15 protein-coding genes and 4 pseudogenes are annotated in these 15,238 nt (G+C 57.0%); 10 read left to right on the top strand and 9 right to left on the bottom strand.

Translation table 11 applies throughout. From position 1 onward, the window contains the following. Positions 1-855, bottom strand: an 855-nt coding sequence (locus C453_RS19300) for a COG1361 family protein (RefSeq protein ID WP_008327244.1), incomplete at its 3' end; no start/stop codon positions are given. Between the two features lie 382 nt (positions 856-1,237). On the opposite strand from C453_RS19300, the pseudogene C453_RS21055 reads away from it, so the two are divergent. Both C453_RS21055 and lrp read left to right on the top strand, forming a co-directional pair. Then, positions 1,238-1,681, top strand: a pseudogene (locus C453_RS21055) (integrase core domain-containing protein); the annotation flags it as partial. A gap of 22 nt (positions 1,682-1,703) precedes the next feature. Further along, a complete protein-coding gene (gene lrp / locus C453_RS19295) occupies positions 1,704-2,162 on the top strand; it encodes an HTH-type transcriptional regulator Lrp (protein WP_008327242.1) in 459 nt (152 codons plus the stop codon). Between the two features lie 25 nt (positions 2,163-2,187). Here the strand turns inward: lrp and C453_RS19290 are convergent, their stop codons facing one another. The 3 genes from C453_RS19290 to C453_RS19280 form a co-directional block, all read right to left on the bottom strand. Beyond that, complete coding sequence (locus C453_RS19290) at positions 2,188-3,420, bottom strand: Cdc6/Cdc18 family protein (RefSeq protein WP_049907942.1); 1,233 nt, start codon at positions 3,418-3,420, stop codon at positions 2,188-2,190. A 651-nt stretch (positions 3,421-4,071) separates the two neighbouring features. Beyond that, a complete protein-coding gene (locus tag C453_RS19285) occupies positions 4,072-5,421 on the bottom strand; it encodes an NRAMP family divalent metal transporter (RefSeq protein WP_008327239.1) in 1,350 nt (449 codons plus the stop codon). Between the two features lie 185 nt (positions 5,422-5,606). Next, positions 5,607-6,302, bottom strand: a complete 696-nt coding sequence (locus C453_RS19280; RefSeq protein WP_008327238.1) for a TenA family protein — start codon at positions 6,300-6,302, stop codon at positions 5,607-5,609. Positions 6,303-6,529: 227 nt separating this feature from the next. Between C453_RS19280 and C453_RS21050 the strand changes: the two genes are divergently transcribed. Both C453_RS21050 and sod read left to right on the top strand, forming a co-directional pair. Beyond that, on the top strand, positions 6,530-6,694 hold the full coding sequence (locus C453_RS21050; RefSeq protein WP_083881639.1) for a hypothetical protein: 165 nt from the start codon (positions 6,530-6,532) through the stop codon (positions 6,692-6,694). After that, positions 6,676-7,321: pseudogene (gene sod, locus C453_RS21045) on the top strand (superoxide dismutase [Mn]). The gene C453_RS21050 and the pseudogene sod overlap by 19 nt, the downstream one beginning before the upstream one ends. Before the next feature lie 79 nt (positions 7,322-7,400). Here the strand turns inward: sod and C453_RS19270 are convergent. Further along, the gene (locus tag C453_RS19270; RefSeq protein WP_008327235.1) at positions 7,401-7,853 is read right to left on the bottom strand and encodes a hypothetical protein; all 453 of its coding nucleotides are present in this window, start codon (positions 7,851-7,853) and stop codon (positions 7,401-7,403) included. Positions 7,854-7,979: 126 nt separating this feature from the next. On the opposite strand from C453_RS19270, the gene C453_RS19265 reads away from it, so the two are divergent. The 6 genes and pseudogenes from C453_RS19265 (at position 7,980) to C453_RS20755 (ending at position 13,650) form a co-directional block, all read left to right on the top strand. Further along, entirely contained in the window at positions 7,980-8,720 is a 741-nt protein-coding gene (locus C453_RS19265) for a DUF4129 domain-containing protein (RefSeq protein WP_008327234.1), read from the top strand. After that, positions 8,717-10,690 carry a DUF58 domain-containing protein gene (locus tag C453_RS19260; RefSeq protein ID WP_008327233.1) on the top strand — a complete coding sequence of 658 codons (1,974 nt, stop codon included), beginning with the start codon at positions 8,717-8,719 and terminating at the stop codon, positions 10,688-10,690. The genes C453_RS19265 and C453_RS19260 overlap by 4 nt, the downstream gene beginning before the upstream one ends. Before the next feature lie 25 nt (positions 10,691-10,715). Beyond that, the gene (locus tag C453_RS19255) at positions 10,716-11,210 is read left to right on the top strand and encodes a DUF7519 family protein (RefSeq protein WP_008327232.1); all 495 of its coding nucleotides are present in this window, start codon (positions 10,716-10,718) and stop codon (positions 11,208-11,210) included. Positions 11,211-11,388: 178 nt separating this feature from the next. Beyond that, positions 11,389-11,667: pseudogene (gene tnpA / locus C453_RS19250) on the top strand (IS200/IS605 family transposase); the annotation flags it as partial. Then, positions 11,664-13,050: pseudogene (locus C453_RS19245) on the top strand (RNA-guided endonuclease InsQ/TnpB family protein). The pseudogenes tnpA and C453_RS19245, both read left to right, overlap by 4 nt. A gap of 78 nt (positions 13,051-13,128) precedes the next feature. Then, entirely contained in the window at positions 13,129-13,650 is a 522-nt protein-coding gene (locus C453_RS20755; protein ID WP_008327229.1) for a hypothetical protein, read from the top strand. Positions 13,651-13,693: 43 nt separating this feature from the next. Here C453_RS20755 and C453_RS19235 read toward each other — a convergent pair whose 3' ends face one another. The 4 genes from C453_RS19235 to C453_RS19220 form a co-directional block, all read right to left on the bottom strand. After that, a complete protein-coding gene (locus C453_RS19235) occupies positions 13,694-14,020 on the bottom strand; it encodes a hypothetical protein (protein ID WP_008327228.1) in 327 nt (108 codons plus the stop codon). Between the two features lie 6 nt (positions 14,021-14,026). Next, positions 14,027-14,380, bottom strand: coding sequence for a hypothetical protein (locus tag C453_RS19230; protein WP_008327227.1), 354 nt, complete (start codon positions 14,378-14,380; stop codon positions 14,027-14,029). A 146-nt stretch (positions 14,381-14,526) separates the two neighbouring features. Beyond that, positions 14,527-14,868 (bottom strand): type II toxin-antitoxin system PemK/MazF family toxin, encoded by a 342-nt coding sequence (locus C453_RS19225; RefSeq protein WP_008327226.1) that lies wholly within the window; start codon positions 14,866-14,868, stop codon positions 14,527-14,529. Beyond that, on the bottom strand, positions 14,865-15,224 hold the full coding sequence (locus tag C453_RS19220; RefSeq protein ID WP_008327225.1) for a MarR family transcriptional regulator: 360 nt from the start codon (positions 15,222-15,224) through the stop codon (positions 14,865-14,867). Before C453_RS19220 ends, C453_RS19225 begins: the two co-directional genes overlap by 4 nt. Positions 15,225-15,238 lie beyond the last annotated feature (14 nt).

The raw sequence follows: 15,238 nt of genomic DNA, 5'->3' as shown, positions 1-15,238 counted from the left end.
CCCGACGTTACCAGCGGTCGCAGACACCTCCAGCGTACCACCGGTCTGCGTCGCTCGAACGTCGGTCAAGACGATTTTTCCGGGGTTCGTCGGGGACGTAAATCGCGGTTGGTACGTTCGCGAGATTTCGTGGTGAACCCCTCTGTCCACGTAGTGGAGAGTTAGATTCACCGGGTGCTGCCCGGTCTCAGAGACACGAGCGGGGAAGTCGAACGTGACCGCTTTCCCTGCTGCCAGTTTGGCCTTCACTCGCTCGTTGACAGTGAAGTTGACGTCAGCGGAGGACGAGACGACTTTCAGTTGGCGAATGTCTCTGTCGATACCGTTCGCAACCGTGACGTTGACAGACCGCGTCGCACCGGGGACTGCCTCTTCGACGGATAGCTCTACCTGCGGACGGGTCGGTTCACGGACATCGACTGTCAGTGGGTACCGAACTCGGACGTGTGAGCCATCTTTGAGCCGTCCAGCGAAAACGACTCGAAGGTCTTTTACACCCGATTTGTCGAACGTAACCGGCAACGGGACGGAAATGTTCTCACCGATAGGAATAGTCCCGACGTCCTCAACTCGGGCGATATCGTCTGAGTTCCCCGGTCGTCGAACGTAAATGTCCGTGATATCGACGACACTGGGACTTTGTTGTCCGTTTCGTATCGAGACGGAGAGTTCAGTTTGCTGACCCGGTGCTGGCTCGTCCGGTGAGACCTGTACGTCCGTGATTCCGATGTGTGCCCCGTTTGCTGCTGCCGGGGCCGCAAACAACGGAGCTGCGGCGGTGGAGAGCACGATGACTGCAGCGAGGAACCAAGGTGCGACCGGAGACCCACCTCCGTCCAGTAATTTCGGACTCATCGATGGACAACCTCCAAATACTGTCGCTTTTTTGCCATCATAAAGTCAAGAGCGTTTCTGATTCCATATAAATCTCTTGGTTCGGAGCTGTTTAGTTAAGCCAGTTTAAGCAACGAGGTCACGAGAGCTTTGCTCTCAGCCTACCAGAACGCTTCGCGTTCTGAGGACGCCCGTCAGAATGTTCACTACCCAGTTCCACACGACCAGATATTTGCTTAGGGAGACAGAATAAATTCTCCGTCTGCAACGCCTCCAACGTCCCTAACAAGCTGTTTGGAAGTAGTTACATCAACTATCCCATATTAATTACACCCCCGCCTGAGACGAAGCCGAAGGGGGGTTCCGGTCGATGTGGGCGATTGTTAACATTATCGGCAAGTAGTCTTGTCTATATGATACAATACAATCTAAAATAAATCTGATTCTTGACGTCGAATTATTTGAACGGCAAGAGACTAATCTGGCTGCTGCGTTTCTCCATCAATTCTCGGAGGATCACGGTCTCTCAGACGCTGTGTTTCTCGTTGATGTCTTCGGCTATCAGACTTCCATCTTACGGTTATAATTGAACAGTTGGTTTGACTACATCGAGCGAAACCTTGTCCAAAAGTGGTTCCATACCCTCAAAATTCGAATTAGTCACTTCGATAATTCATGGGTGGGAAGTCATGATAGCGTCCGCAGGTATTACACAGAATTTGTGCAATACTATAACATCCAACGACCCCATCAATCGCTCGACGGACGAACACCTGCTGAGGAGGTCACTAACCAGACAGTACCCGTTCAACAATACGGTAATTTTACATTCACAAATTTCAAATGAGTACCGTTCGGAATGTATGATAATGACGTACGAGAACCTCGACCCAAAGCTTGTGAATGCGCTTCTCGACGATGGTCGGACGAGTCTTCGGAATCTCGCAGAGGAGCTCGATGTCTCGGTGACAACAGTCTCGAATCACCTTCGAGACCTCGAAGAAGAGGGAGTCATCGAAGGGTACACGCCGCGTGTCAACTACGACGCGCTCGGCTACGACGTGACGGGGATTCTCCAATTGAAAGTCGAGGGTCGTTCACTTACCGAAGTGAGTGAGTTACTCGAATCCCAACGTCAGATTATCTCCGTTTACGAGACGACCGGCGACCACGACGTGACCGCCGTCGGGAAATTCCGAGATACCGACGACATGAACACGCAAATCAAGGCGCTGCTCCAAGACGTGGATATTCGAGAGTCGAACACGAGCGTCACGCTCAACGTGGTCACCGAAAACGAACAATTCGAACTCGACCTCAACGAGTAGTTTGTTTTTCGGCCGGACGAGACCGCTATTCTAGCGTCGAAATCCGACTGTCTCGAAGTAACACCCGCTTTACGATATCGGGGTCTTCGAGTAATCGGTGGGTCCCGTGTACGCCCTGTCCTCGCCCGCGACCTCGGACTTCCGATTGAATCACGTTCAGGAAGTCGAGTTCCTGAAGCAGTTCTTGGACGCGTCGCTCCGAGAGTTGGTCTAAGTCGAGTTCGTCAGCGACTTCGAGATACTGGCGATAGATTTTGTTCGTAGTGATTTCGGCCGTCTTTCGCCCGCCTGTCCGAAGGACGAGTGAGTACAGCACCGCCTTTGACTGCGTGGCTGTTCCCTCGATGAGTTCGCTGAACCGGTCTGCCTCACTCTTTTCTTTCGCAGCACGGACGTGTTCGTCGGTGACTTGTTCAGACCCTTCCTTTCGTGCGATTCGGCCCGCATTACGGAGGATATCGATGGCCTTGCGAGCATCGCCGTGTTCCTGTGCGGCGAGTGCGCTCGCGAGTGGAATCACGTCGTCCGTCAATACACCAGGTTTGAACGCATCGCGCCGGTTTTCGAGGATTTCACGGAGTTGGTTCGCGTCGTACGACGGAAAGACAAGTTCGTCGTGGGAGAAACTCGACTTGACGCGTTCTGTGAGTTCCTCGGGGTAGTCGATCTTGTTCGAGATACCGACAATGCCGAGACGGGAGTCCACAATCTTTTGATTCTCGCCCGCGCGCGAGAGTTTTCGAAGCACCTCGTCGTCACGTAACATGTCGATTTCGTCGAGAATGACGATTGTAACGTCCGAGCACGTGTCGAGGACTTGCCACAGACGGTTGTAGTAATCACCAGTTGAGAGACCACGCTCAGGAATCGTCATTCCACTCTTGTTGGGGTCGTTGATCTGTGAGGCAAGCGTTTTGATTACAGATGCCTCGGTGTTCTGCTCACCACAGTCGATGACTGCAGTGTTGACCTCGACCGATTCGCGAGCAGCCTCGTTCTGTAACCGCTCGCTTACGAGTCGGGCAGTGAGCGTCTTTCCCGAGCCAGTTTTTCCGAAAATAAAGAGATGTGTCGGTTCACGACCGAAGATTGCTGGGTTAAGTGCCTGAGCGACCTTTGCCATATGCTCGTCACGGCCAACAATTTTATCCGGTCCTGGAAGGTGCGATATCTTGAGAATATCTTCATTCGCGAAGACAGGTTGATCGTATCGGAAGAGGGGGTCTCGGTCACCGCCCTCAGCCTCGTCCGTAGTCATGTAGCTTCGATATTCAGACCCACCATAATAAACTTGAGGGGGTGGCTTCGCGTTTGTAAATTCACCTAATACAGCATCACGAAACGTTGTATTGCCCGATTCAATTGGGTCTACATTTTTAGTGGTTCCGCGCAAGTAAGTGTCAGACACCAGCCTCGCGTTTGTAACCGGGGAGGGTACCCTCGCGAGTGTAACGAATGATGTTGTGGGGGCGGACCACCATCGCGAATGTAAGTGTGACGTGAGGGACTACCCTCGCGAATGTAAATTCGTGAAGATTGGCGTCGTTCAGACACATCGTGAGGACGGTTCAGACACACCACCATCGCGAATGTAACGCGAAAAGGAGGGTTGGTGTCGAACGAAACGGTGTGAAGAAGGCAGATATCACCGTGAAATTACAAACGCGAGGGTGGTGTGTGTGCCGAAAATCTCTAGGGTCTCTCGTAGCTGTTACAAACGCGAGGGTGGTGTGTGTGCCAAACACCGACAATCTAGTTAACTAGGTAACAAATCGCGTCACAACAAGATATATAATATAATTTAAATTAATACAACGTTCTAGTTTAGAATATTTAGTGTGGTGTGTTAGCTAGTGTTCTGTTGCTTTCGATGGCTACCTAACTCACCGTGGTTCGAGAAGGTCGCCGACTAAATGAGTTCCTCCCGAACGAACTTGACTCCGAGTACGAGACTGGCTATCCCAAGCCCACCGGCAAAGAAGACAACGAACAACGTGATTGGGTCTCCAATCCCGCTTGCAGCCTGTTCTCGAACGAACGACCCTGCAAGAACTGACGTGATAGCGACGAGCACGAGTCCGGCACCATTGGCAATCCGGGAATTCTTCACCGGCACCACTTCCGACTTGTTCAGGAGATACAGAACGAGAACGAGCGCGAACGGCGTGCCGACGAGTCCGAACGCCAGCACGAGAATGAGAAGCGGGAAGAACGCGCCACCGATGAATGCACCACCCGCACTAAGCAGCGCAACGACGGCGAGCAGACCACGGTACCGTGAATCAGAGACGTCGGTCTCCCAGTCGAGTTTGTCGGCAACGAGGTAGGGCGGAACGACGGTATTTCCACCGAGTGTCGAGACGGCCGCACCCCAGAGCCCAACGAGGAACAGCCACTTCGCGTTCGTTCCGACGAGCGGTCCGAGAGCCTGTGCTGCGTCGATTGCGGTCAACCCACTCGCTTGGACGTCGGGGTTGTGCAGCACGCCGGCGGCAACGAGGAAGATTGCGAGACTGTAGACACCGAAGGCGACGAGCATCGACGCGCCGATGTCGAAGGTAGCGAGACCGTAGTTCTCTCGAGTCCACTCACGCGCCCGCATGGTGTAGAACTGCATCGTCACGAGCGTAACGTGAACAGCGCCACCGAGAATACCGGCAGCGACGAGTGCACCGTCGACGCCGCCTGGAATCGTCGGGACGAGTCCACTTGTGGCCGCACCAGAGTCAATGGGAACGACGAACGTCGACGCGAGGAACGCGACGACGACGCCACTCACGAGTACTTTTGCACCGAGTTCGACGACTCGGTATCCGCGTCCAGCGAGTCCAGCGGCGAGGATAACCGCCCACGTGACTCCCCAGATTCGAGCGTCGATTCCGGTGACAGTCTCTGAGACGCTCGCGACCGTTTTCATGATAACTAGCTGGGCCAGACCGGCAGCGAGGACGACGTCGGCGACGAGAATCCACGCCCACCGGTCGCCGAGTGTCTTTTCGACGATAGAGACGATTCCAGACTCGGTGAGGAGGCCGAGTCGCATCGAGAGGTACTGTGCTCCCGCACCGAGAACTGCAGAGAGGATGACGACCCAGAGAAGGTCGTAGCCGAACGTTGCACCCGCGGTGATGAGACTCGCCATTGTCGCGGGACCGGCGGCGATTGCGCCGGCAATCCACGATGGACCCATCCCAGAGAGGTATTCGCTTAGGTGGCCACGAGTCGCGGCCCAAACGGTGTACTGTGTTTCTTCGCTCATGCTCTCGGACTCTCCTCCACTCACGCAATAATGTTTCTACTTGGTGGTATCACTTGGTAATTATTTGTTGAATCACTTTCTCCGCTCGGTTATCCAGCCAACGAGCGCGGCGAATGTCACGAGTCAAATGCTGGGGTGTGGTTTGGTGGCTCACGCTGGACGAACCGCCTGGGTTCAGCACACAACTACTCCAACTCGTACGCGAGGTCGAAGAAGCTCACTTCGAGGTCGACGACCCGGCGGAAGTGACGCTCCACGAGCGACTGTCGGCGGTCACTCAACTCCGGTCCGTATCGGTCAAGTTCGCGTCGCATCCACTCGACGAACGCCTCGAACTCTGAGATTGCGTGGAGGTCTATCCACTCTCGATAGTAGAATGGGTCGGGGTTGGTGTCAGCCACGTTCTGTCCCCACGACAGATACACCCACTCTGCCGGGAGGAGTACCGAGAGCGCTTCTGCGTACCCTCCTTCGGTGGCGGCACGCGTCAGAAGGTCTTCGAACGCCATGGTCACAGGCTCACGCTGGGGGTTCTCGTACTCCTCTGTCGGAATCGACAGCGCCTCGAACGAGCGTTGGAAGTAATCGTTCTCGTCGGCCGTCAGCGTCCCCAGGAAATCGGCCAACTGACCTTTGGCGTGCATCGTTGGCGCGTGGCCGACGGTGTGGCCCACGAGTCCGGTCAGTGTCTCGACGAACGCGTAGTCTTGAACGAGGTACCTGCTGAAGGCATCCTCGTCGAGCGTCCCGGCACCGAGTTCTTCGACGAACTGGTGTTCGACTGCGTTCGTCCACTCGGGTTCTGCCCGCGCTCGTAACCACTCTGTGAATCGTGCGTCTGGATTCTCTGCTGCGTATGCGTCGAACGTCGGTGCCGTCATAGTGCCACCCGAACAGTCGCTATCTCTTCTTCACCCTTGGTCGTGCGTGGGTTCGTTCCTGTCATACGTACCGGTCTCCTCGATTCCCGAAAAACATTATGACTGGGTTGTACCACCAATTTTTACTGGCTGGTTCGCGCTCGGCCAAAATTATCAGTATTTCTACGTAAAACGGATTCAGGGAAACTACATGTGGTTACGAACCCACGTCCAAGTTGGGATTTACAATGACGAACTACGAACTCGACCCGCTTCCGTACGAGTACGACGCGCTTGAACCACACATTTCCGAGCAGGTGCTGACGTGGCATCACGACACCCACCNTACGAACTCGACCCGCTTCCGTACGAGTACGACGCGCTTGAACCACACATTTCCGAGCAGGTGCTGACGTGGCATCACGACACCCACCACCAGGGCTACGTCAACGGCTGGAACGCCGCCGAAGAGACGCTCGAAGCGAACCGCGAGGCTGGCGAGTTCGGCTCGTCCGCCGGCGCACTCCGTAACGTCACCCACAACGGCTGTGGACACATTCTCCACGACCTCTTCTGGCAGAACATGTCCCCGGAGGGTGGCGACGAGCCTGAGGGCGCACTCGCCGACCGCATCGCGGAGGACTTCGGCTCCTACGAAGCCTGGAAGGGTGAATTCGAAGCCGCAGCCGGTGCCGCTGGCGGCTGGGCACTGCTGGTGTACGACTCGTTCTCGAACCAGCTTCGGAACGTCGTCGTCGACAAGCACGACCAGGGCGCACTCTGGGGCTCGCACNGCTGGCGGCTGGGCACTGCTGGTGTACGACTCGTTCTCGAACCAGCTTCGGAACGTCGTCGTCGACAAGCACGACCAGGGCGCACTCTGGGGCTCGCACGCGATTCTGGCGCTCGACGTCTGGGAACACTCCTACTACCACGACTACGGCCCGGCACGCGGCGACTTCGTCTCCGCGTTCTTCGAGGTCGTCGACTGGGACGAACCTGCCGCCCGCTACGAGCAGGCCGTCGAACTCTTCGAGTAACCCGATTCAACTCTTCCCGATTTTTTGCACCCTGGCGACTCGCGAGGAGTGTTGGCATTATCGCTGACTGAGCGTAGAGTCACCGCTGGGCGGCACCATACACTACTAGTGCACCCACCAACCCGAGGTGACTGACGACTACTAGACTCAGCATATTCTCGTCGGACCACTCGCCAAACGGAATTATAGCGAACGCCCCGATACCGACGACAGCCAATACGAGTGCCAAAAGACGGTCGTACTTCGGGTCGTACTCCCACTTCGCGAGGCGCTCTAACGCCTCGGACCGTGCTGGACGTCGTCGACGGACGATTCCGTCACTCGTTCGGACGGCATTGAACTGTCTTCGAACCCGAACGAGTAACCAACCGACGCCAGACGCACCTATAGCACCCGATGCCACGTCGAGTGTGGGGTCCGTGAGTGCGATACCCATCCCGACGAGAACGGGTATGGTGAATACGATGGCCATCTCGAAGATATCGATTAGTGGCGCGTCGGCTTCGTCGTCAACTACTTGCTGGTCACTCACTGTCCCTTGCTCGTTGACACTCTTAACTGACAATTTATAGTCATTCTTATCTTCCGACGGGGTAGGACTGATGTGTGGAACTCTTATATTTCGATGAATTGACTAGTCGATAGAGTCTGCTCATAGATGAACCGGTCCCGCGCTATTGCCCTCCTCGTGACAGTGTTTGCTCTCGCAGTCCTCGGTGTCGCCGCAGGGACGCTTGAGTCTGCACAGCCGACTGCACCGACTGATTCCGGCGACGCTCCAACGTCCCCGCGTCCAGGCAGTGACGAGGGGAGTCCAAAACCAGACGAACCTGACGGACAGCCTGTCGAACACGTCGCGTTCCCCGACGTAGACCTGACGAACGGACTCGACAGCGGTGGCAATTCCGAGAGTACACTCTCTCGGCTCGGTATAGGCGTCGTGCTGTTCGTCATCGGCTCGGCTCTCGTACTCTGGCGACTCACGAGCGACGATTCCCAAACTGAAATCGATGCCACTCGCACCGAGACACTGTCTGAAACCGCAGAGACGACGCACTCGCCGGAGACTCACGTCCGGGATGTATCACCGACAAACGGTGTCTATCACTCGTGGTACACCATGGTCTCGCTGCTCGATTCAGCACCCGACCCGCAACGGACGCCCACGGAACTCGAGCAGGACGCACTCGAATCCGGATTTCCAGAGTCAGCAGTCCACTCGATAACTGACCTGTTCTGTGCGGTTCGATACGGCGGTCAACCGCCGACAAGCGAGCGTGAACAGCGTGCACAGGACGCTCTTGAGTCGATTCAGCGTGGTCGAACAGCATCGACCGACTTGGAAGCACCTGTCTCAGAAGAATCTGTTTCAGAAGCACCTCACTTGTCTGAGCCATGAGCAGCACCAACCGCATCGTTCTGGTCGTCGGTCTCGTGTCGAGTCTGACTGGTCTCTGTCTCGTCGCCCTGCCATCGGTGGCGAGTCTCGTCTCCCTTTCTGGCGTCGCACGAACAGCACCGATTGCACTCGTCGGCATGCTCTCGTTGCTTCTTGCAGCACGCTATGTCGCTGGCGAGATTTCCTCTTCGAAGGCCCGTCACGACGAACAACAGACGCGCTCGACTGAATTCCCCACTCCGAAGCACCGGCCCGGGTACGAACATCCCGGCGTAGCGTTTGCTCGGCGCTTGGGGGGTATCGAATGGACGGACCGCCGCGAGGAAGACCCGAAAGAACGACTCGAACTCCGGGCTGAACTCCGGCAGGCAGCGAGGACTGTCCTCTCTCGAACGGAACAGTGGTCCCGAACAGATGTCGAGACACGGTTGGACGACGGAACGTGGACTGAAAACCCACAGGCGGCGGCGTTTTTCGCTGACGACGTTGTTCCGTCACTCTCGCCTTGGCACCGAGTGCGCTCTCTCTGTCGCAGCGAACCAGTGTTTGCTCGACGGGCACGGCATGCCGTCTCCGAGCTCGCGAGTCGATTCGATGGGAACGACGTTTCACCGGAAGTGTCTGCTGCAGCCCAAACGTCGCTTGACGACGACCTAACCGTGACGACACGTTCGTTCTGGGACGGCCGTGAAGGCGCAGAGGCCCGTGAAGTGAGTACAGGACGGACACGTGGCGTCGCGGCGGCAGCACTCGGTGCTGCTGGACTCGGTATTGTCACGCTGCGACCAGCGCTCTTCCTCCTGACGGTGTTTGGTATCACCGTTTATGGGTATGCTCGTGCCGTCTCACTTCCGACACAGACGGTCTCGGTCACACGAACTGTGAGCGAGGCAGCTCCTGACCCTGGGCAAGAAATCGAGATAACCGTCTCGGTTCTGAACACTGGTGACGAGACGCTCGCTGATATCCGTGTCGTCGACGGTGTCCCCACGGGACTCATCGTCTCTGAAGGCTCGCCTACCTTTACGACCGCACTTCGGCCAGGGAAGGAGGCGACGTTTTCGTACTCCGTCGAAGCTGTCGCCGGCGCCCACACGTACGACCCGGCGCTTGTCGTCACGCGTGATGTCGCTGGCGTCAGAAAGCGAGAACGCCTTCAACAGTCGTCAGAGACGACGATTACGTGCCAAATCCGGGAACACCCCGTGTCTGGCAATGGTCTCCAGCAGAAGACGACAGTTCTCCCAGGCCAAGCACAGTCGCGGACCAAAGGCGCTGGCGTCGAATTTCATTCGGTACGTGAGTACCGGCACGGTGACCCTCTCTCGCGAATTGATTGGAATCGGAAAGCAAAGACGGGCGAGTTTACGACGGTCGACTTCCGAGAGCCGCACCTCGAAACGACTCTCCTCGTCGTCGACGCCCGTGCGGAAGCGTACCTGGAATCGGCGACCGACTGCACTGAACCAGTCGTTCGTCAGAGTGTGACAGCTGCGTACTCCATTGCCTCTCAGTTACTGGCGGACAGTACGCCTGTTGGAATCACAGCACTGTCCCCGCAGCCTTGCTGGTTGTCCCCGGGCACCGGTGACGTCCATCGCCGTCAACTTCGGGAGCTGTTGCTCAGAGAGTCTGCGTTTTCGTGGGACACACCGGACGGTGAATTCGACGCCATCGCCGCGCTTCGTGAAATCAACCAGCGAGCGTCGCTGGAGACGCAGATACTCTTCATTTCGCCTCTTTGTGACGACGAGGCGAGGGAGGCTGTCCGACGCCTCGACGCCTACGGCTACACAGTATCGGTTCTCAGTCCTGACCCGACGGTTTCGACCGCTTCGACGCGGACGTGTGGGGTCGGATACGCATCTCTCAGGAGACAACTCCGTCTCAAAGAACTCCGAAATGCAGGCCTCAACGTTACGGACTGGGACCCATCAGAGCCGTTTTCTGGGGTGATTTCTCGTGAATAGTAATCTACCTACGCGTCCCGAGGAGATGCCACCACTTCTGAGTAGTTCCATCGCACTCGTGACAGCTATCGGAACGGCCATCGTCACTGCAGTGTCTGTCTACACTGTCGCGGCGGGCACACTCGGCGTTTTGATTCTCGGTGCTGGCCTCGTTCGCGGCTCTGTGAACGTGTATTCGACGGGGACCGTTCTGCTCGTCGGTGCAATCCTGTTCGCCGGTGCTGTTGGGATGGCACCGTCATTTCTCCTTGCCGCCTCCTTCTTGCTACTCCTCTCGTGGAACGTCGGCCAAAACGGATTCAGTATCGCCAGAGAAGTTGGCGGCGATACCTCGACACGCCGAATCGAATTGGTTCATACAATCAGTAGCAGTGTCGTGTTGGCGGCTGGATGCAGTGTCGGGTACGCTGTGTTTCTCTCTGTTACGGGAGGTGAGTCGGTAGTCGCACTCGGTGCGCTTCTGGTCGGTGTCCTCGCTCTCCTGAGTACGCTTCAGGGGGAAGGATTATTTGAAAATTGATGTGTATGTGCACGAACCTCTCGACAGAGCTGCGTTAGCCTATCTGAACTGCAAATACATTTGTGCGTTCAGGATACTGTAGAGAGACTTCTCCGCATCGTTCCACTCCTGTGTTTCCGTACACAGTGAGTTCGAAGTCGCGTCCTTGACTGATACTTCGACGTCGTAATCTCCTCCACTCGAAACCATCTTCGCGGAAATCTGTGAGGACAAGGGCCTCGAACTGGCCGAGTCCGAGGTCATGCCCGACTACGTACACCTGTTCATCGGGAGTCCACCCAAAAACGCCCCGTCACTCATCGTCAACTGGGTCAAGGGCATCTCGGCGCGGAAATACAACAACCGCTACGACGACCGCGTGAAGTGGACTCGTTCGTACTACGTCGGTACGGCGGGGAGTGCCTCAAAGGGCGCTGTCGAACGCTATATCGCGGAACAGGAAGGTGACGACACATGAAGCGCGTCAACACCTTCGAGATGGTTCCACAGACCGAGAACGACAAAGAGTGCCTCCTACGGCTACTCGACGCCTCCGCCTCCCTGTGGAACGAACTGACCTACGAACGCCGTCAGAACTACTTCGGTGACGGCGACGTGTGGGACACCTCCGAGTACCGAGGGCGCTACAACGGCGTCGTCGGAAGTGCGACAGTCCAACAGGTCACGCGCAAAAACTCGGAAGCGTGGCGGTCGTTCTTCGCCCTCAAAGAGAAAGATGAGTACGCCAACCCACCTCGTACTGGGGCAACGAGGAAGACGGACGCGAACTCCGTACCTACATCCGAAACAACTAGTACACGATTGAGTGGGGAAAGCGTAGCCGTCTCGAAATCCCTGTCGGGCAAGAACTGAAAGACGAATACGGACTCGGCTACCACGAACGACTCCGCCTCGAAGTCCGAGGCAACCCGAAGTGGGACGGCAAACAGGTCGTCTGGAACTTGAGTACGACGAGGTGAGCGACACATTCAGGGCTTTTCAACCAGTCACCATCCCGAGAACCGCAACGCGGTTCTCGTGGGCCAATCAGAAGCCTCTGGCTTCTGATGACGTACCTGCTTCTCGACTGGATTCACCACTGGCTTCGGAAGAAGCCGCCCTCGACGTTGGCGCGAACAACCTCGTCGCCTGTTCCACGACTACTGGGGACCAGTACCTCTACGACGGTCGGAAGTTGTTCGGACGGTTCCGCGAGACGACAGACGAAATCGCCCGTCTACAGTCGAAATTGCCCGAGAGACGCAGTCTCTCGGAATCACGGAAGACGGAGTCTTCCGGACGACTCCGAGAGGGACGCTACAGTTCCAAGCGAATTCGACGGCTGTACCGACAGCGAACGAAGCGCCGTGACCACGCACAGAACGCGCTGGTGCGCGACCTCGTTGAACGGCTGTACGACGAGGGCGTGGCGACGGTGTACGTGGGCGACCTGACCGACGTGCTGGAAACGCATTGGTCAGTCAGGGTGAACGAGAAGACGCACAACTTCTGGGCGTTCAAGAAGTTCATCCACCGTCTCGCGTGTGTCTGTGAGGAGTACGTCATTTCTCTTGAAGCCGAGTCGGAAGCGTGGACGAGTCAGACGTGTCCCGAATGTGGCGACCACGAGGAGACAGTTCGCCACGGGGATACGCTGACGTGCCCATGCGGTTTCGAAGGGCACGCCGACCTCACAGCGTCAGAGACATTCCTTCGAGAAAACAGCGATTGTGAAGTCAGGCCGATGGCACGGCCCGTGCGATTCGAGTGGGACGACCACGACTGGTCGGGGAAACCACACCCTCACGAAAGTCCCAAAGAAGTGCGCACGAACCCGCAAGTTGCCTCCGTGGGTCGGTAGCCGAACCCCCAACGGAGGGATCCTCGCGCTTTAGCGCGGGGAGGATGTCAAAATCGCGTCCTCACTATCGGCACCCGAATGTCTGGCCTCTATGATTCGATTATGTCGCGGGCTGCTGACAGTGAATACATCGATCCCGAACACGTCTGGCCGCTCGGAATCGGCTGCACCGTCGTCCTCATCGCTCTTGTCGATATTCGTGCTCTGAATCAGCTCCTGGCGTCCCTTGACGGGTTCACACAGCTACGACAGCTGCTGGTAATGGCGTTGAAAGGGATTGGCGCGGGGATGATCGCACATTTCGCTTACAGTACGAGCGAGATCTCGTTTCGAAGCCGCCAAACGCTCCAGAGCAAGGAACGCGCGCTTATGATCATCCTCGGAGTTGGTGTCGGCGCCGGCCTCTTGGTCGACGTCGTCATCCCTCGGCTAATCGAACCCTTTCCGTTCGTCGTGGTCCAGACCGCTGGACTCCTGCTCGTGGTCGGCATGTGGTATCTGCACTTGTTGATCGAGAATTGGAAGCTGTCGAATGAGTGGCCCCACGTGCTGAGTGGGCTCCTCATTGCCTTCGGTCCGTATGTTCCCTACTTGTTGTAGGATCTCTCTGGGGACCTTCTGAGGGGCGGTATCAGGATAGGTCTCAATCGCCCTGTGAGTTCAGTTCGTTGAGAAACTGGCCAGCGGTCGTCCCGATACGAACGCCGTCGATGTTGGACATTTCGAGGTTATAGGTGGCGGTCCGGAAAGGCGTACCGTCGACGAGAACACGATGAATGACGGTACGGACGGGGCTGGTCCCGTACCTGTCGACGGCACTCGCCATTAGCTCGTTGAGATGCCCGTCCTGGTGATCTGTCCGGGGATGCTGGGCGCGCTCGAACACAAGTTCCACCACGTCGTCTATTGACGCGTGTTCTGGATTCTCGGTACGTTCACGAACGTCGTAGAGAGTCTCGGAATCGGTCATCGGTACTCACTCTGGGGTATCCGCGTCAGTATCTGCCGTCGATGGCTCCAGTCGTCGCTGCCGACGAACCTCGGCTAGGGCGTCTTCGAGCGTGGCCAGACATTCGATCGCTGCGAGTTCGTCGGTGATCTCGTCGAGGAGTGCGGCTCGTTCGATAGCGGTCTCGTCTCCCTCGGTCGTCTCGATCGAGGCAACGCAAACCTGGCGCACCTCGTGCCACCCACAGTTCCAACAATTCCGTGAGACCTCGATACACTCGTCTTCATCCGCTGCAAGGAGGGCGTCGGTGAGTGACGCCGAAGGCGGGTGGTCCGCCCCGACTTCGAGTGTAACCGAGGACCCGCACGCGGGGCAGTCCATGATCTTCCCGAAGAGCGCCCGTCTGTTGAAGATAGTGGAGCGATTCGAGTGTCGCACAAATACGCCGTGAAGGGAGAAGATTTCTTTTTCCGAGTGGGAGCGGCATCTGTGCTCTCGGTCGCGCTATTGGCAGCAGGCAAGTCCCTTTAGGAGGAGATGTAGTTGATCAACTGGCTCGCCACATCATTGGTTCGTTCGTCGACGAGCGAGGTCAGGTAATGCTCGACGTCCGCAGCACTGTTGAGAGTCACGATCGACCACGGGAGGACGTGACTTCGTTTACCGAGTGGGTCGCCCTCGTAGTCGTCGTCTTGGAGTGTGAGTGACTCCTCGTGGTACGTCTTCGTGGAGATCAGGACAGTGATGAGTTGCACGCCGTGAGTCGGGAATCGAGGGGCCCCGATAATGAGCAGTGGGCGACCTTTCTCCGAGAGCGGGTCTGTTCCCCAGACGATGTCGCCGCGTTCCAGGTCCTCGAACGCAGTCACTGTACGTCTTCCATCTGGTCGGTCCGGAGATCCTCGAGACGCTCTTCGCCGTATTGTTCGGCTGCACTCTCGTGGTGTCGGTGGAGCCGGTAGGCTGACTGGAGTCGTTCCTCGTCGTCTGTGATCGCCCAGTACGGGCGCTTGTGCCGCACGAGACCGCGCTCCTTCAATCGCGACAGGATTGCACTAACAGCGTCCGTGTCCAACCCGAGTCGCTCGGCGATCGTCGCTGCCTTCCACGCACGGTCGTCGTGGTCGTCGAGGAACAGCACGATCCGCTCGGTGTCATTCCGGTCCTCGAATTCGTCGGCGTCGGCGTTTTCGAACTCGTCGATATCGATGGTTCCGCTCGACATAGACTAGTGTTGGG

It is taken from the genome of Haloferax elongans ATCC BAA-1513 (assembly GCF_000336755.1).
Lineage (GTDB): Archaea > Halobacteriota > Halobacteria > Halobacteriales > Haloferacaceae > Haloferax > Haloferax elongans.
Note: the sequence above shows the minus strand (reverse complement) of the source record. Positions and strands in the feature narration are given on the sequence as shown.